The 17053-nt window shown below is 48.1% G+C and carries 17 protein-coding genes; 9 read left to right on the top strand and 8 right to left on the bottom strand.

Going from position 1 to position 17053, the window contains the following annotated elements:
* Positions 1-48 precede the first annotated feature (48 nt).
* The gene (locus I5M27_RS05530) at positions 49-1824 is read left to right on the top strand and encodes a DUF885 domain-containing protein (protein WP_200505181.1); all 1776 of its coding nucleotides are present in this window, start codon (positions 49-51) and stop codon (positions 1822-1824) included.
* Between the two features lie 171 nt (positions 1825-1995).
* Positions 1996-2760, top strand: a complete 765-nt coding sequence (locus tag I5M27_RS05535) for a YdcF family protein (protein ID WP_200505182.1) — start codon at positions 1996-1998, stop codon at positions 2758-2760.
* A gap of 270 nt (positions 2761-3030) precedes the next feature.
* Here the strand turns inward: I5M27_RS05535 and I5M27_RS05540 are convergent, their stop codons facing one another.
* Positions 3031-4395: an NAD-dependent succinate-semialdehyde dehydrogenase gene (locus I5M27_RS05540; protein ID WP_200505183.1), complete on the bottom strand. Its 1365-nt coding sequence runs from the start codon at positions 4393-4395 to the stop codon at positions 3031-3033.
* A 253-nt stretch (positions 4396-4648) separates the two neighbouring features.
* Between I5M27_RS05540 and I5M27_RS05545 the strand changes: the two genes are divergently transcribed.
* The 5 genes from I5M27_RS05545 to I5M27_RS05565 are packed head-to-tail and all read left to right on the top strand — an operon-like array spanning position 4649 to position 7983.
* Positions 4649-4984 (top strand): arsenosugar biosynthesis-associated peroxidase-like protein, encoded by a 336-nt coding sequence (locus I5M27_RS05545; protein ID WP_200505184.1) that lies wholly within the window; start codon positions 4649-4651, stop codon positions 4982-4984.
* On the top strand, positions 4984-6039 hold the full coding sequence (gene arsS / locus I5M27_RS05550; RefSeq protein WP_200505185.1) for an arsenosugar biosynthesis radical SAM (seleno)protein ArsS: 1056 nt from the start codon (positions 4984-4986) through the stop codon (positions 6037-6039). Before I5M27_RS05545 ends, arsS begins: the two co-directional genes overlap by 1 nt.
* Before the next feature lie 45 nt (positions 6040-6084).
* Entirely contained in the window at positions 6085-6699 is a 615-nt protein-coding gene (locus I5M27_RS05555) for a TIGR04282 family arsenosugar biosynthesis glycosyltransferase (protein ID WP_200505186.1), read from the top strand.
* Positions 6700-6707: 8 nt separating this feature from the next.
* Positions 6708-7229 (top strand): GNAT family N-acetyltransferase, encoded by a 522-nt coding sequence (locus I5M27_RS05560; RefSeq protein WP_200505187.1) that lies wholly within the window; start codon positions 6708-6710, stop codon positions 7227-7229.
* Between the two features lie 58 nt (positions 7230-7287).
* Positions 7288-7983 (top strand): DUF2461 domain-containing protein, encoded by a 696-nt coding sequence (locus I5M27_RS05565; RefSeq protein WP_200505188.1) that lies wholly within the window; start codon positions 7288-7290, stop codon positions 7981-7983.
* A gap of 34 nt (positions 7984-8017) precedes the next feature.
* Here I5M27_RS05565 and I5M27_RS05570 read toward each other — a convergent pair whose 3' ends face one another.
* The 3 genes from I5M27_RS05570 to I5M27_RS05580 all read right to left on the bottom strand — a co-directional run bounded on the left by I5M27_RS05570 (position 8018) and on the right by I5M27_RS05580 (position 11591).
* Positions 8018-9364 (bottom strand): putative hexosyltransferase, encoded by a 1347-nt coding sequence (locus I5M27_RS05570; protein ID WP_200505189.1) that lies wholly within the window; start codon positions 9362-9364, stop codon positions 8018-8020.
* Entirely contained in the window at positions 9361-10833 is a 1473-nt protein-coding gene (locus tag I5M27_RS05575) for a cellulose synthase family protein (RefSeq protein WP_200505190.1), read from the bottom strand. The genes I5M27_RS05570 and I5M27_RS05575 overlap by 4 nt, the downstream gene beginning before the upstream one ends.
* A gap of 65 nt (positions 10834-10898) precedes the next feature.
* Positions 10899-11591, bottom strand: a complete 693-nt coding sequence (locus I5M27_RS05580) for a glycosyltransferase family 2 protein (protein WP_200505191.1) — start codon at positions 11589-11591, stop codon at positions 10899-10901.
* Positions 11592-11717: 126 nt separating this feature from the next.
* Between I5M27_RS05580 and I5M27_RS05585 the strand changes: the two genes are divergently transcribed.
* Complete coding sequence (locus I5M27_RS05585; protein WP_200505192.1) at positions 11718-12182, top strand: peroxiredoxin; 465 nt, start codon at positions 11718-11720, stop codon at positions 12180-12182.
* Here I5M27_RS05585 and I5M27_RS05590 read toward each other — a convergent pair.
* The gene (locus I5M27_RS05590) at positions 12179-12571 is read right to left on the bottom strand and encodes a DUF6265 family protein (protein WP_200505193.1); all 393 of its coding nucleotides are present in this window, start codon (positions 12569-12571) and stop codon (positions 12179-12181) included. The two genes, I5M27_RS05585 and I5M27_RS05590, sit on opposite strands and share 4 nt — an antisense overlap.
* Before the next feature lie 198 nt (positions 12572-12769).
* Here I5M27_RS05590 and I5M27_RS05595 point away from each other — a divergent pair, with 198 nt between their 5' ends.
* Entirely contained in the window at positions 12770-13780 is a 1011-nt protein-coding gene (locus tag I5M27_RS05595) for an alpha/beta fold hydrolase (RefSeq protein WP_200505194.1), read from the top strand.
* A gap of 255 nt (positions 13781-14035) precedes the next feature.
* On the opposite strand, the gene I5M27_RS05600 is transcribed toward I5M27_RS05595, so the two are convergent.
* From I5M27_RS05600 to I5M27_RS05610, 3 genes are read right to left on the bottom strand one after another with little or no spacing between them, the layout of a single operon-like run.
* Positions 14036-15361 carry a 4Fe-4S binding protein gene (locus I5M27_RS05600; RefSeq protein WP_200505195.1) on the bottom strand — a complete coding sequence of 442 codons (1326 nt, stop codon included), beginning with the start codon at positions 15359-15361 and terminating at the stop codon, positions 14036-14038.
* 7 nt (positions 15362-15368) lie between these two features.
* Positions 15369-15587 (bottom strand): hypothetical protein, encoded by a 219-nt coding sequence (locus I5M27_RS05605; protein WP_200505196.1) that lies wholly within the window; start codon positions 15585-15587, stop codon positions 15369-15371.
* Positions 15588-15614: 27 nt separating this feature from the next.
* Entirely contained in the window at positions 15615-16928 is a 1314-nt protein-coding gene (locus I5M27_RS05610; RefSeq protein WP_200505197.1) for an NAD(P)/FAD-dependent oxidoreductase, read from the bottom strand.
* Positions 16929-17053: the final 125 nt, after the last annotated feature.

The following is a 17053-nucleotide window of genomic DNA, read 5'->3' on the forward strand; positions in this document are numbered from 1 at the left end:
ACATTCATCGGTACGTCTGTACCTTTTTTGCCACACCATCCAATTTCTATGCGAACACGGGTTTTATATTTACTGCTTTTCCTGCTTGTTACCGGCGGCTTATTTTCCTGTTCTTCAGAAAGAGCAAAAGAAGAAAAGGCTGATGAAACGCCTGATCATAAATTCGACGAATACAAAAAAAGCTGGGTAGAAAAACTCTGGCGCATGAACCCCGAATGGGCCAGCGCTATGGGCTATCATAAATACGACAGTGTGCTTGTAATACCCACCGTACAGCGCCGCGCCGGAGTAATAAGAACCTACAAAACCCGGCTGGCAGAAATGGCTGCAATGGACTTAAAAGCGCTATCGGCTAATAACCAAACCGATCACCGCATGATGGAAAATTTTATGGAGTACGCCATCTGGCAAGACAGCGTGTTGCGGCCTCATGAGTGGGATCCTTCCGCGTATAATATCGGGAACAGTGTAGCAGAAATCCTGAATGGCCGATACGATAAGCTGAACGTGCGTTTACGGGCCCTTTCGCATAAACTCGACAAAGCCCCGCTTTATTACGAAACCGCCATTGCCAGCCTTAAGAATCCTACCGTAGAACATACGCAACTGGCCATTGTGCAGAACAAAGGCACCGCGGAAATTTTCGGCAAAGCCATGCTCGATTCGGTAGAAATTTCCGGTTTAAAACCCGAAGAAAAAGACGTGCTGCGCCAGCGGATTGCCACGGCCAAAATGGCTGTGAACGGTTATGCCCGCTACCTCGAAAATAGTTTGTTGCCGCAACTAAAGAATAGTAAAAATCCCCGTAGTTTCCGGATCGGGAAAGCAATGTTTGCCCAGAAATTCCGCTACGAAATTCAGGCCAGCAACTCGTCAGAAGAAATTTACCGGAAAGCCCTGGCGCGCAAAAAAATGCTGCACAGCCAGATGATAAAATTAAGCCGCCAGCTCTGGCCCAAATATTTTACCGAAGCAGCCCCGGCAGACAGCCTGGAAATGGTAGGGAAAATGATCTCAAAACTCTCTGAAAAACACGTTCCCCGCGAGAATTTTGTAAATGCGATCCGCAACCAGATACCGGAACTTGTAAAGTTTGTGAACGAAAAAAAGCTGCTTACCCAGGACCCGAGCCGGCCGCTGGTGGTGCGCGAAACGCCGCTTTACATGCGTGGCGGAGGGGCCGGAGCATCGGTTTCCGCCCCCGGCCCTTACGACCAGAAAGCCGATACGTATTACAACGTTACGCCGCTGGATGGATATTCGGAGAAAGAAGCGGAAAGCTACCTGCGGGAATACAACAATTATACGCTTCAGATCCTGAATATTCACGAAGCCATTCCTGGCCATTACACGCAGCTGGTTTACAGCAACAAAGCGCCCTCAATCATAAAAGCAATTTTAGGCAACGGGGCCATGATAGAAGGTTGGGCGGTTTACGCCGAAATCATGATGCTGGAAAATGGCTACCAGAACAGTCCGGAAATGTGGCTGATGTACAACAAATGGAACCTACGGGTAACGCTGAACGCCATTCTGGATTACAGCGTACACGTGCTGGGAATTTCTGAAAAAGAGGCCATGAACCTGCTGCGGAAAGAAGGATTCCAGGAGGAAATTGAAGCCCGCGAAAAATGGACGCGTGCCAAACTCAGCCAGGTACAGTTAAGCAGTTACTTTACCGGTTTTTCTGAGATCTACGACCTGCGCGAAGAACTCAAAAAGAAACAAGGCAAAGCATTCGATCTGAAAGAATTCCACGAGCAGTTTTTAAGTTACGGCAGCGCGCCGGTAAAATACATCCGCGAACTGATGCTGGCGGAATAAGATTCTGAAAAGCCGCTGGCAGCAATGATTTTTGGCTTTAATTGTGAACCGTTTTTTGCTGCGACAGTTTAAATGCGGCAGAAACTTCTTGCGAGTTTTCAGGCCTGAAACCATAGCGTTTTTGCTGCCGGAACCGGAATTGTTACCTTCGCAGGAAATCTGTCTGACCGTATGTTTTTCTACCTTTCCAAGCTGCTTGATTTTCTGCTGTTGCCCATTATCTGGATCTTTGTTTTGCTGCTGCTGGGGCTTATCCTGAAGAATCCCCTTTATCGCAAACGCTTCCTGATGGCAGCGATCGGGTTGCTGCTTTTATTATCGAACCCGTTTCTGATTAACGAAGCATTCCTTGCCTGGGAAAAGCCGCCAGTACCCATCAAAGAACTGCCGGTTTACGATGCCGGCATAGTGCTTACCGGCATTACTTCCGGCGATAAATCGCCGCACGACCGGGTTTATTTAAATAAAGGCGCCGACCGCATTATGCACGCTTTACATTTGTATCGTGCCGGCAAAATAAAGAAGATCATCATCAGTGGCGGTTCGGGTGCCATATTAGAAAGATACGCCACCGAAGCCGACGAACTGCATAAAATTCTGCAAATGGCCAACGTTCCGGAAAACGATATTCTGGTAGAAGACCAAAGCCGCAATACCCGCGAAAATGCCCTTTATACCAAAGAATTGCTCGGTAAACACCCGGAACTGAAAAGTACTTTGCTCATCACTTCTGCTTTTCACATGCGCCGTTCCGAAGGCTGTTTTAAGAAAGCGGGCTTACAACCCGATATTTTTCCGGCTGATTTTTACTCCGTAGACCGCAGTTTTACGCCCGACGATCTTTTGCTGCCCCAGGAATATTGCCTGCATTACTGGTCGGTTTTAGTGCACGAAATGGTAGGGTTTTTTTTGTATAAAGTGCTTGGCTATATTTAACTGCCTTACCCAAAAATCGGATGATCATTCCGCCAGTTTAGGCGCAGCCGTAACTTGTAGGAACGTAATTTTTCAGTTTGCACCTGAATTGCCTGCAAGGCAACCGACACAGTAGGTTTTGAAAACGGTAGGTTTTTGCCATAGAAAAGTCGCACTGCTCTCACCAGTTTTAAACTGGTTAATAGTACCATGTCACAAGTTACGGCTGCGCTTAAACTTGCGACATGGTGTAGTAAAAGTATCCCATGCCGTTGACTTCAGTCAACGGATCTAAGCCAGCCAGATGGTTTTCTGATTCACGAATTCGCGGATGCCAATATAGGAAAGCTCGCGGCCGTACCCCGATTTTTTTATTCCGCCAAAGGGCATTTCCGGGTGCGAAGCCACCAGCGCATTGATGAAAACTGCTCCCGATTCCATTTGCCGGGCCAGTTTCTGCCCTTTCGCATGGTCCTGCGTCCAGATAGAGCCTCCCAAACCGAAGCGGGAATTATTAGCTAAAAGCAGGGCTTCTTCTTCGTCGCTGGCAACAATAACGGCTGCAACCGGGCCAAATAATTCTTCGTCGAAAGCCGGCATGCCGGGTTTTACCTTATGAAGGATCATCGGTTGGAAATAAGCCGTTTCTTTGTCTTTTTGCCCACCTTCCAGCACAATTTCGGCCCCGGCCGCTACCGACCTTTTTACCTGATCGGCCAGGGTTTCGGCCAGGTCTTTACGTGCCAGCGGACCGTATTGAATATCTTCCGAAGCCGGATCGCCGGTTTTCAGCGCAGCCATTTTCGTTTTCATTTTCTGGATAAATTCTTCGGCTACCGGCTTTTCCACGATAAAGCGTTTGGCGGCAATGCAGCTCTGCCCGGTATTGATCATGCGCGATTTTACGGCGGTTTCTGCAGCGGTTTCCAGATCTGCATCTTTTAAAACCACGAAGGCATCGGAACCGCCTAATTCCAGCACCGTTTTCTTGATCTCTTTGCCCGCCACGCTGGCTACGTGCGCGCCTGCGCCTTCGCTGCCGGTAAGCGTTACAGCTTTCACCCGGTCGTCTTTAATAAGCGGATCCACGCCATCAGATTCCACCAAAACGGTTTGAAAAACGCCTTTAGGGAAACCGGCTTTCAGGAAAATTTCTTCTATGGCCAGCGCGCACTGTGGCACGTTGGAAGCGTGTTTCAGAATGCCTACGTTGCCGGCCATAATTGCGGGCGCCGCAAACCGGAAAACCTGCCAGAACGGAAAATTCCAGGGCATTACGGCTAAAATAATGCCCAGCGGATCGTAGGCAATGTAGCTGCGGGTGGCTCCGGTTTTTATTTGTTCGTCGGCTAAAAAAGCTTCGGCGTGGGCGGCGTAATATTCGCAGGCCGCGGCGCATTTTTTTACTTCGGCACGCGCTTCCTGAATCGGTTTGCCCATTTCCAGGGTAATGATCTGGGCGTATTTCTCCGTATTGCCGCTTAGTTCGCCCACGCAAAAACGCATCAGTTCGGCGCGGTGCGTAAAATTGGTTTTCCGCCACTGCTGAAACGTTTTTTCACCCTGCTGCAGCAGCTTTTCAATTTCCGCGGCTGTATGCGGTTCGAAGGTTTTTTCCACTTTGCCGGTAGCCGGGTTCAACGATTGTATAGCCATAGTTTTATTTTCAGGTTTTAAGAATGATTGAATGAGTGAATTGGTGAATGAGTGAGTTTTTGAGTTAGGGAATGATTTTTATTTTTCACCCGGGCACGCATTTGCTCATCGAATTTATAAATTTCTGAATTATCTCATTTTTATATTTCCACATTCAATAATTCACTCATTCAATAATTATAAAAAGAGTACCGTTTCGGGCACAAAAAGTTTATGCTTATCTTTAAGACGTACTTTAAACCGACTCACGCGCATGGAAAACAGCTATTATAACCCCGCCGACTTACCGAAATTTGGCAGCATAACCGATCTGCAGCCGGAAATGGGCAAGAAATTCTTCAGTTATTACGCCGAAGTTTTTAAGGAAGGGGCCCTGACGGAGCGGGAAAAATCGCTGATCGCGCTGGCGGTGGCTCACGCGGTGCAGTGCCCGTATTGCATCGATGCGTATACCACCGATTCGCTGGAAAAAGGCGCCGACGAAAACCAGATGATGGAAGCCATTCACGTAGCGGCGGCCATAAAAGGCGGGGCTACGCTGGTGCATGGTGTGCAGATGATGAATAAGATTAAAGAAGTGAGCATGTAATGTTGAAAAAATCGTTACAAGCCCAGGCCTTGCCTTTGGCAACGCCCGAATTTCAGCTTACCGTTTTAAACCAGCGTTCGAATTCCGGAAAAGAATTTCCCTTTTTCGGCGAAAAGCTGGCGCAACACGAACTTTTTCCGCTGAAACCAACCGGCATCCAGATTTTTCAGGTAAATGTGGGCAAAATGTGCAACCAGATTTGCCGCCATTGCCACGTAGATGCCGGCCCGGACCGCAAAGAGATCATGACGCGCGAAACCATGCTGGAATGCCTGGTTATTCTGGCCACCACCAGCATCGATACCGTAGATATTACCGGCGGCGCGCCCGAAATGAACCCGGATTTCCGGTGGTTTGTGGAAGAGATTTCGAAACTCGGTAAAAAGATCATGGTGCGCTGCAACCTCACCATTTTGCTGGCTAACCCGAAATATTACGACCTGCCGGAGTTTTTTAAAGCGCACAACGTACACGTGGTTTCGTCGCTGCCTTATTTTGCGGCTTCGCGTACGGATGCGCAGCGGGGCGAAGGTGTTTTTGAAAAGTCCATCAAGGCTTTGCAGATGCTGAACGCGGTGGGCTACGGACAGGAAAATTCGGGCTTGCAGCTGGATCTGGTATATAACCCGGCCGGCGCTTTTTTACCGGGGAGCCAAAGCAGTTTAGAAAAAGAATTCAAGCGCCGCCTGAAAACCGGTTACCATATCGAATTCAATAACCTGCTTGCCATCACTAATTTACCCGTTAGCCGTTTCCTGGATTATTTGCTGGAAAGCAGAAATTACGAAGCGTACATGGAAAAACTGGTAAACGCTTTCAACCCGATAGCCGCCGCCAAGGTCATGTGCCGGAATACGATCTCGGTGGGTTGGGACGGTTTTTTATACGACTGCGATTTCAACCAGATGCTGGATTTGAAAGTAGCGGCCAAACATTCGCAACACATCCGCGATTTCGACCTGGAAAAACTCAGCACGCGCCATATTGTTTTGAACCAGCATTGCTACGGTTGCACAGCCGGCGCGGGCTCTAGCTGCGGGGGCGAAACGGTATAGAAAAGGCCATAAAAAGTCGGGCATTCAATCATAAAAAGTTAAAATATGCAGGCAGAACAAGCGCTCATCATTTTCATCCGGAATCCGGAACTGGGCAAAGTGAAAACCCGGCTGGCCGCTACTGTGGGCAATGAAAACGCCTTGCGGATATACGAAGAATTGCTTCGGTTTACGCAGGAAATAACCGAAAATCTGCCGGTAAGAAAAATGCTTTTTTACGCTGATAAAATTGCTGAAAATGATACCTGGCCCACCGCCGTTTTTGAGAAATTCCTTCAACCGCCCGGCGATTTGGGACAGAAAATGGAAGCTGCTTTCGGGCAGGCTTTTTCGGAAGGTGCCAAACAGGTAATGATCATTGGAAGTGACTGTTACGAGCTTTCGGAAGGTATTATAAACGAGGCGTTTGAGCAGTTGGAGAAGCACGACGCGGTGATTGGCCCGGCGGCCGATGGCGGCTATTACCTGCTGGGTTTTTCGCGCCTAAATCCTGGTGTTTTTCAGCATAAGAACTGGAGTACCGCTTCGGTTTTTCAGGATACGGTGCAGGATCTGGAAAAGGAGAATTTCAGTTACTTCGTGCTACCGGTTTTAAACGACGTAGACGAAGAAAAAGACCTGGGCGAATTGCGGAAACTATTGTTTGTAAAAGCTGAATAATGGGAAAGATGATATTAGAAACCGAAAGGCTTTGGCTGCGCGAGATCACGCCGGAAGATGCGCCGGCGATGTATGCTTTAAACCTGGATCCGGAGGTAATAAAATACACCGGCGACCCGCCTTTTGAAAGCGTGGAAGCAACTGAAATATTCATCAGAAATTATCCCGATTACCATAAAAATGGCTACGGTCGCTGGCTGGTCGTGCGCAAAACCGATGCAGAGATCCTGGGCTGGTGCGGCCTGAAATTTTTGCCGGAAACGCAGGAAACCGACGTAGGCTACCGCTTTTTTAAGAAGTTCTGGGGAATGGGTTATGCCACGGAAGCGGCTGAAGCCTGCCTGCGATACGGTTTCGAAAAGCTTGGTTTGCAAACGATCGTTGCCCGCGCCATGCACGAAAATCCGGCTTCCGTTCAGGTGATGAAAAAGATCGGGATGACGTATTGGAAAGAAACTGAATGCGGAGATGAGCCTGGAGTTTGCTATAAAATTTCGAAAGCAGATTTTGCCGGAAAGAAGCCGGAATAAAAGAACTTTAGCGGGGCCAAAACTTGTTTCACCACTGTAAAAAGCACCTCCCAAAAGCATGAAAAAAAGACTGACGCAAGCCACGCTTGATTTTATAAAAGACCTGCAGCAAAACAACCAGCGCGATTGGTTTCAGGAAAATAAAGCCCGTTACGAAGCCGCCAAAGATGATTTCCTGGAGTTTGTGCAGCACCTGATCGAAGGCGCTTCGCAATTTGAACCCGCCTTGCAGGACCAGCAGGCCAAAGACACCATGTTCCGCATTTACCGCGACGTACGTTTTTCCAACGATAAGCGGCCGTACAAAGATCATCTGTGTGCGTATATGGCCGAAGGCGGCCGGAAAACCATTAACCCGGGATATTACCTGCACATCAATCCGAACAATCAGTCTTTTCTGGCCTGCGGGCTCTGGATGCCGCCGGCACCGGAACTAAAAGCGGTACGCCAGGAAATTGATTACAACCTGGAGGAATTCAAAAACATTATCGAAGCGCCGGATTTTAAAAAGAAATTCGGTAAAATTCAGGGCGAAAAGCTGAAAACCAACCCCAAAGGCTACGATGCCGAAAACCCGGCCATTGACTTGTTGCGCCATAAAAGCTGGAACGCCAGCTACCAGATCCCGGATGAATTACTGCTCAGCGACCAACTCTACGATACATTGCTGGGCCTGATGAAAACGGTAAAACCCATGCTCGATTTCCTGATCCGGCCGCTGCACGATCTGGCCATAGCAGAAAAAGAAAAGTAGAAATAAATAACCAAACCGGTAAAGCTTAAACGTTTTACCGGTTTTTTTGTGCGGAAAGTTCCGGGTTTTTCAGCCCAAAAGCATAGCGTTTTTCAAGCAAAATTGCCGTGAACAAACCGCCGTATTCCAGCGCCAGCAGCCACGGGTTTTCGGTGTGGGCATTGGTTTGGTAAGCTGCGTAGGAGAGTATGGCCAGGCCCGACCAAACAATAGCGTACCGCGAATTGGCCAGCACCGAAAGCGCAACCAGCGTGGTGAGGTACCAGGGGTGCACAATGGTTGCCAAAAGGAAATGCACGGTTAACGCCAGCAGAAAAAGCTTCGGGAGGTTAGAAAATGCCGGTTCTTTTTCGCGGAAGGCCAGGTATAAAACAGTGCCGAACGTGGCAAAAGAAAGCAGCGGCCCCAGGTTGGCGATCTGGTTATAGCCGTAAAAATACCAGCCAAATTCGCGCAGCACATAATACACACCCGCATTAAATTCAAACTTCTGAAAATACAGATTCAGGCTGTTGGAAAAATGAGCAATGAGCTCCGGATTTACAAATGGGAGAAATAAAACCAGGCACGTAATTCCGGTAATTCCGCAGTATAATGACCAGTTTTTAAGGCCAAGCCGTTTGAAAAGAAATGGTAAAACAATGAGCGGTAAAAGCTTGGAGCAAACCGCGAACCCTAAAGCCACCGCTGAAAAAGGGTAGCGTTTCTGGTGGAAAAAGTAAAAAGCCAGTAAACTGAAAAAGATCATCAGCGCTTCGAAGTGCAGGTTGCCGGTCAGCTCCATGATTACGAGCGGATTGAGTGCGTACCAAAGCACTTTTCTGGCTTCCAGGCCTACCGTTTTTATAAGCTTTAGCAGCAGCCAGATTGTACCTGCCTCGGCTAGTAAAATAAAGCCGCGCATCAGAATAATTCCGAGCAGGTTATTTCCCGGATCTATGAAAGCGGGCAGGGCAAAAATGAACTGGCAAACCGGCGGGTAAACCGAAAAATAATGCGGCGAATTCAGGCTTTGGTAAAGCGCTGTGTTCAGGCCCGGAATGTTTTGAAAATTATTTCCGGCATAAAAATCGGGCAGGTGCAGAAACGGGTTTTGAACGGCGGAGATCAGGCGGCCATCCCAGAGAAAGCGGAAATAATCGTCGGAAAGCGCGGGGACGGAAAACAGCAGAAGCAGCCGGAAAACGAAGGCAAAGGTTAAGCCGGTTTTCAGGGAAATTTCGCTGCGCAGCAAGTAAAAATAAATGCTGAAAAGTAAACCAAATAAAGTCGTTAATGCCAGGAAATTTTCGCGCGGAACGCTGTAGCCCAAAGCCAGATACGCCAGCGCGGAAACCAGCAACAGCAAACTGAATAGCGGTTTTTGCCCGGAGATTTTCATTTAACCAAACTGTGTTTCAGGGAATAGAAAAATACGAGGCTATAGCCCAGCGCCAGCATGAAATGAAAATACAGCATCCGGAAATCCTGCAGCCAGAAGGCAGCGAAAAGGGCCAGCCAGAAAAGCAGCGCGAGCATTCCTTCCACGATAGTAAAACCGGAAGTTCCGGATAAAGTATACGCCGTTTTTTGCCAGCTTTTTTGCTCGTTTGTCAGGTTATATTTAGGCGTGCGGATGAACGGGGTTTTCCTTCCCAGGTACCCCTCCAAAACCGCAATGGCATTGTAAAAAGCCAAGCCCATGGAAACGGTTAAAAACAAAAAAAACTGCGGCAGAAAATTCCACCATCGGGCATTGTTGTTCGTTTCGCGGTAAGCCAGCCAGTAAAAGAAAGCCAGCACCAGAAAACCGCTCAGAAAAACGGCCGAAACCCGGAAAAAAGCTGCGGAAAACGGTAGGGTTTTGCCGGCAAAAAGTAAGGCTACGCTGATCAGGGAAGCCAGAAAAACGCATAAGTAAACGCTGCTGTTGAGCAAATGGAACCAGGCGTGCAGTTTGGTTTCAAGGCCGGTTTTGGTGTTCCAGAGCAGGCTGCGGTGTTTTCTGGCGGTTTCGGCGGCGCCTTTGGTCCAGCGGTATTGCTGTTGTTTCAGGGCGGGCATGGCAGCGGGTAATTCGGCCGGCACCACTACATTTTGCAGGTAGCGGAACTGCCAGCCTTTTAACTGCGCACGGTAACTCAGGTCCAGGTCTTCGGTTAACGTATCAGCTTCCCAACCGCCCGCCGATGCGATGCAGGTTTTGCGCCAAACGCCGGCCGTGCCGTTAAAATTGATGAAATGTTTGCCAAAATTCCGGCCGCTTTGCTCTACGGTAAAATGCGCGTTCAGCCCGAAAGCCTGCAGTCTGGTGAGCATGGAATTTTGCGCGTTCAGGTGGCCCCAGCGGGTTTGCACCACGCCAATTTCAGGGGAAGTAAAAGCTGGAATGGTTTGCTGCAGAAAATCGGCTTCGGGTACAAAATCGGCATCGAAAATACAGATGAATTCTCCTGTAGCCTGTTGCAAACCATATTGCAAAGCGCCCGCCTTAAAACCGGTCCTTTCCGGCCGGCAAATGTGTACGATATTGATTCCCAGCTTTTGAAAGGCCGCGACTTTTTGGGCAATAATGCCTACCGTTTCGTCGGTAGAATCGTCGAGTACCTGGATCTGGAGTTTTTCCTTCGGGTAATCGAAAGCGCAAACGGCATCGAGCAGGCGTGCTACCACATAGCGTTCGTTGTAAACAGGAAGCTGAACCGTTACGTCGGGCCAGGTTTCAGGTGCCGGATAAACGGGTCTGGCTTGCTGCAGCGATCTTCGGAACAGGAACGTGAGGTGCAGTTGCATGAGGCTGTAGCAGAAAATAAACAGCAGACAGGCAAAATAGACCCCTAACAACAGCACCAGAAAAACTTGCAAAGCCATGAGCAAATATCGGAAGAAAAAGGCAGGTTGGGGGAAGAAAACGCTATGGTTTAAGGCACAAAAACTCAGCGGTAGCGGAAAAGCGTGTATAGAATTTTATATCCGGCTAAAACTGCCCCTTTTATCGTGCCCGAAATTTTAGATCTGCCAATGCGGCGGCGGTAGGGAACAGCAACTTCGGTGCAGCGGAGTTTGTGTTTGGCAGCTTTCAATTGCATTTCTACCGTCCAGCCGTAGGTTTTGTCCTGCATGTTCAGTTTCTCCAGGCTGTCGTAACGAATAGCGCGGAAGGGACCCAGATCGGTGAATTTTACCTTATAAAAGCGTTTCAGGAGTCTGGTTGCCAGCCAGTTGCCAAATACTTGCGGAATGGTCATCGAGCCTTTTTCCGCTTCGCCCAGCGTCCGGGAGCCGATCACCAGATCCGCATCGTTGTTCAGGATCGGGTAAAGCAGTTCGGGCATTTTCTCCGGATAATCGGAATAATCACCATCCAGAAAAATCACGATATTCGGTTTTTCTTCCGCCGGTTTTGTTCGCAGGTAAGCCAGGCCTTCCAGACAGGCATTGCCGTAACCGCGTTCCGGCTGAAATAGAACGGTAGCGCCGTTTTCTTTTGCCACTTTTGCCGTATCGTCGGAAGAATTATTATCTACTACAATTATTTCCGAAACCAGGCCGCCGGGGATATCGCGCAGTACGGGGCCGATAGAACTGGCTTCGTTGTAAGCGGGAATAATGACGGCGATCCTGGGCATTTGCTGACGGTTGGGTTAAACAAATATGCTGATTTTTTTTTATTATTTTAACCCGAACGTAAACCAAATTTGCCCGGAACAGTTTAGCTTTGAGAAAATAAAGTATTCTTTCAGTTCTGTGAACCTATGTTGCAACCCGGAGATAAAGCCCCTGATTTTAAATTACTGACCACTACCGGTGAATTGTTCCAGCTTTCCGATAAATTGCGCGAGGCTGCGGTTGTGCTTTATTTTTACCCGAAAGATGAAACCAGGGGTTGTACGGCGCAGGCTTGTTCGTTCCGTGACCAATATGAGGTTTTTAAAGAGCACGGCGCCGAAGTTGTGGGCATCAGTTCCGATAGTATGGCTTCCCATCAGGAGTTTACGAGCAAACACCAGCTTCCGTTTATTTTGCTGAGCGACAACGAAGGTCAGGTGCGGAAAAAGTATAAAGTGCCGCGCACCCTGGGCTTAATTCCCGGTCGCGTAACCTACGTCATCGATCAGCAGGGCGTGATTCGGTATGCTTTTAATTCGCTTATGAAACCGCTGGAACACGTAAACGGCGCCCTGAACTGCCTGAATGAATTGCAAAACCAGCAACGCTAATTCCGGGTTTTCTTCAGGTAATATTCGCTTTTTTTTACCTTGTTTTTAACAACTCCTTCAATCTGAACCAGCACAGAGTCTGGCCCGGCCTTTTGGTAGGTAATTTTCTGCGGAAAGTCGTGCTCCGGATTTTCAAAAATTAATTCGCTACCTGAATTTCCGGTAAGTTTAAACGCTACCGGTTTGCCGTTATTCTGGTCCGGTATGGTTACGGTGTAAAAGATATTTCTTTTTTTTGAAGCCACTTTTATGCTTTCGGCAAAGAGCGTATCGGTTCCTTCCAGCATAAAACCGCGCACCTGAAATTCATCGACCGGTTTTCTTTCCCAGATCTCTACCGTTTTTATTCCTTCACGCTGGTTTTCCCAACGCCCGGTCAGCCAATTCATTTTATTGAATTCCGTTTTAGTATTCTGGCAGGCTGAGGTCATAAAACCAAGGGCAGTAAAAAGCAGCAGTCCGGTAAGGTAATATTTAAGGGCAATCATCCTAAAAGTATTCTGAAGCCAAATCAGCCGAGAAACTGTGCCGGCAACTATTTGAAAAATAACCAAGTAAATGCTGGTAGATCGTTTAATTCTGAAACCATGAAGCTACGTATAATTTTTCTTTTATTGCTGGTCGCAAGCTTTTTTTCATTTGTTACCAGTGCCCAGATCAAGCAAAACATTAACCCGAGTTACGATGCCGAACTGACCCATTATAATTATCCGTTCGCGGTAAAGTTTATGCCGCTGCAATTAGAAAACCAGCTTTTAAAAATGGCATATATGGATGTGGCCCCAACCGGGAATAATCTGCAGCCACCGGTAATAATGCTGCTTCACGGCAAGAATTTTTTCGGGGCTTACTGGAAGCAAACCATTCAGTTTTTAACCGGTAAAGGCTACCGGGTAATCGTGCCCGACCAGGTCGGTTTCGGAAAGTCGAGCAAAGCCGATCTGCATTACAGTTTTCACCAGCTGGCGCAAAACACCAAAAAGCTGCTCGATACTTTAGGCGTAAAAAAAGTAGTGGTTGTGGGGCACTCTATGGGTGGCATGCTGGCTACCCGGTTTGCGCTGATGTACCCGGAAACCACCGAAAAACTGATCCTGGAAAATCCGATCGGGCTGGAAGATTACCGCCGGGGTGTTCCTTTTCAGAGCGTAGAGGAAGTTTATGCGAATGAACTGAAAAATTCAGAAAGCGCTATCCGCAATTATCATAATACTTATTACCCCGCCTGGAAACCGGAATACGACGAATGGGTACGGGTACCGGCCGCCCAGATCCCGCATTCCGATTATCCGAAAGTGGCCCTGGCTTCGGCTTTAACTTTCCAGATGATCTACCAGCAACCCGTTTCATACGAATTTCCTGATATTAAAGTACCAACTTTGCTTATAATTGGCCAGGAAGACCGCACCATTGTGGGGAAAGGGCTGATAAAAGACCCGGAAAAACTTAAACAGATGGGCCAGTACCCGAAATTAGGCAAGCAGGTAGCCAAAGCCATTCCCAAAGGCAGCCTGGTGGAATTGAAAGGCATTGGTCATATTCCGCACCTGGAAGCCCCGGATAAATTCCACGACGCGCTGCTGAAGTTTTTGAAGTAGGAATGAGGAAATGATTGAATAATTGAATAATAGAATGAGAGAGTAGTTTTGATTTTGGTATCTGAATATTGGTATCTGGATTTTTAAATAATTTAAAGCTCAAAACAATTTCGTTAGTCGCGTTCTTTATGCAATTGTAGTTTCCGAAATCTTTTGGCTGTTTGAATTTGCTACAAAAGATTTCGGGTTGTTCATTCACTTATTCCATAACCCAATAACTCACTCATTCTCTCATTCAAACATTCACTAATTCAATCATTCCAAAATTCTAAGATTCTCGGCGTGGAAGAATGGGGTAGGGGCGTGGCGGTTTTCGGGCTTTTTGTTTTCGAGTTTCAGGACGCCGCGCGGGCAAACGGTGGCGCACATACCGCAGCCCACGCAGGCCGCCCGGATAATGGGTTTTCCCTGTTGGGCATATTGTTTTACGTCGATGCCCATTTCGCAATACGTGGAACAATTGCCGCAGGAAATGCATTGGCCGCCGTTGGTAGTGATCCGGAAGCGGGAAAAATGTTTCTGGAGTAAACCTAAATACGCGGCCATCGGGCAACCAAAGCGACACCAGACCCGCGAACCGAAGATCGGGTAGAAGCCTACGCCAATTACGCCCGAAAAAATAATGCCGATAAAGAAACCATAACTGCGCGCAAAGCCCCCGGAAAGCGAACCCAGCAAACCACCTTGTAAATACGAATTCAGCCAAAGCAACGCGGTAGTTACAATTACAAAACCTAAAACCGGGTACACAATAGCCACTTCCAGTTGCCAGGCTTTTCGACTTTTATCCGATAAATGCCGGAACGGATCGCCGGCGGTTTCGGCCAGGGCGCCGCAGCCGCAAACCCAGCTGCAATACCAGCGTTTGCCCCAGAAATATGTAAGGACCGGCGTAACCACAAACGAAAGCAAAACGCTCCAGAAAATCATGAAAACCGGTAATCCGCCGGGGTGGGCCAGTATGTGGTGAATGGTATCGGGGAAAAGATATTCGAATTTAAGCGGCCAGAAATAAGAGAAATAAAATTCCGGCTGGTTGAAAAACACCAGGATATGCGGGAGCAAAAACGCGAAAACCAGCTGGAAGAAAATATTAACCGATGTCCGGAGTAAATGATGCTTGCTGTGGCGGTATTTCAGCAATGCACGGATTCCCATGATGATCACGGCCAGCGTGTAAAATGCCCCGTACAAAAACCACTGATCCGCTTTTTTATTTCGGAGCAACTGGCTCAAACCATCGAATTCCCGGATCAGAAATTCCAGCGTGTGGGGAAACCAGTAAAGAACCACGTAAAAACCGGTGAGTACCACGCCCAATAACCAGGCTGCAATTCCCCGGCTGGCCAGGTTTCTGAACCAGGTTTGGTGTTGCAGGTTGGCGGCATTGGTTTTTTTGAAACGCTTGAAAATAAGCCACAAACCGCTGCTGATGAATAGGAAAAAGCCAGCTTCGTTTAAAAACGGTATCCTTTCCGGAGTAAAAACTCCGATGCCAAGCAGCCCCAGACTAAGTAAAAGCAGCAAGCTCGCCGGCCTGACGCTTGGTTTGGATACCTGGGTTTTTGGTTCGAAAAACATACCGTTTTTAATGATGATGATCGTCGTGGGGTTTGGCGTAGATATTCCGGAACAAGCCGAAAACGTAAAGCGCGAGCCAGCAAGGGTAAAGCCATTCAAAATTCGGGATTTCTTTTTTCACCAGCACCAAAACCAGTTGGGCCAAAGCCGTCATGATCATTCCGGTAACGGCAATTACCTGGAAGGTGTGCATGTGGCGCGGGCTGTAAATTTTTCTCAGATCCATAACGTTGTTTTTCCGGCAGGGCAATTTTTAAAACCAGCGGAATTTCTTTTTTCGTTCCGGCAATTCCACTTCCGGATGCTGGGTTTTAAAGGCCTGCAAGATATCGTTTTCGTAGCGCCGCTGAAACTCCGGATCAAAATTCGCCTCTTTTAAATGCAATAACCCGGAAGCCAGCGGACGTTCTTCTTTTATCCATTCTTCGCAGACTTCCTGCCGTAACCTGATGCCCAACGCTACCAGTCCGGTAATGCTTCTGGCTTTATCGTTTACGTAATTCACTCTTAAACTGGCGGTGCCCTCCGGGTTTTGCCAGAAAAAGCTGGTTTCGTTTTTTGCCGGGTCCGGAACAACACGGCCGTAGGTCTGCAATTCCAGATCGAAGAATTTAGCCGAATTAAAGGGAATACCGCGTTCGTAAGGAATTTTCCGGCCGCAGATATTATGCGCGGCAATTTCACCCTGCATCCGGCCGGTGTACCAAAGCTGCTCTACTATGCCACCCTTAAAAGCAAGTTCGGTGCAATCGCCGGCGGCATACACATCCGGCTGGCTGGTTTCCAGGTATTCGTTTACCAAAATGCCCTGGTTGGTTTTGATACTGCAGGTTTTGGCCAGTTCCGTATTCGGGATTACGCCGGTGGCAATGCCGGTAAAGGTGCAGGGTATGCGTTCATTTTTATCTGTGATGGCCGCGCAAACGTTTCCGTTTTCGTCGCTTTCCAGTTCTTTTAAAGTGGTTTTCAGCCTGATTTCGATACCGTTTTTAGCAGCGCGTTTTTCAATCAGTCTGGCTTCTTCCGGCGGTAAATTCCGGCCCCAGTAATGCGCATCCCGAACCAGCATCGTAACTTTTATGCCGCGTGCGTGCAGCATTTCGGCCAGTTCTATGCCAATCAATCCGCCGCCTACAAGTACGGCCGCGCTGCAGTTTTCAGTAGCGGTTTCAATGTTTTGAAGGTCCTGCAGATGGTAAAAACCGTGCACGCCTTTTAAATTTTGCCCCGGCCAGTTCCGGAAATTAGTTTGGGAACCGGTAGCGAGCAATACTTTATCGTAGCTTATTTTTTCGCCGGAAGCCAGCATGGCAGTTTTCCGTTTAAAATCGATAGCGTTTACCCAGTCGTGTTTTAAAGCAATGTTATTTTCGGCCCAGAACCAGTCTTCGTAAGGTTTAATATCTGCGTAACGCATTTGTCCCAGGTATAAATACATCAGGGCGGTGCGGGCATAAAAATGCGCATTTTCGCCGGAAACGATCGTAACCTGGTACCCGGAAAGTTTGCGGATGGTAAGCGCTGCCGTAACGCCGGCAATGCCGTTGCCGATAATTAAAATGTGCATGGTTTGGTAGAAGCTACGCTGGTGAAGATAGCAGAAATTTATTTTCGGGCCGGCTTGAGCAAAAAATAAAAACGCCCGGAAGCTTTTCAGAACTTCAGGGCGTTTCAGGTAAAATATATATATAT

The sequence above is a fragment of the Adhaeribacter terrigena genome (assembly GCF_016623615.1).
Classification (GTDB): Bacteria; Bacteroidota; Bacteroidia; order Cytophagales; family Hymenobacteraceae; genus Adhaeribacter_A; species Adhaeribacter_A terrigena.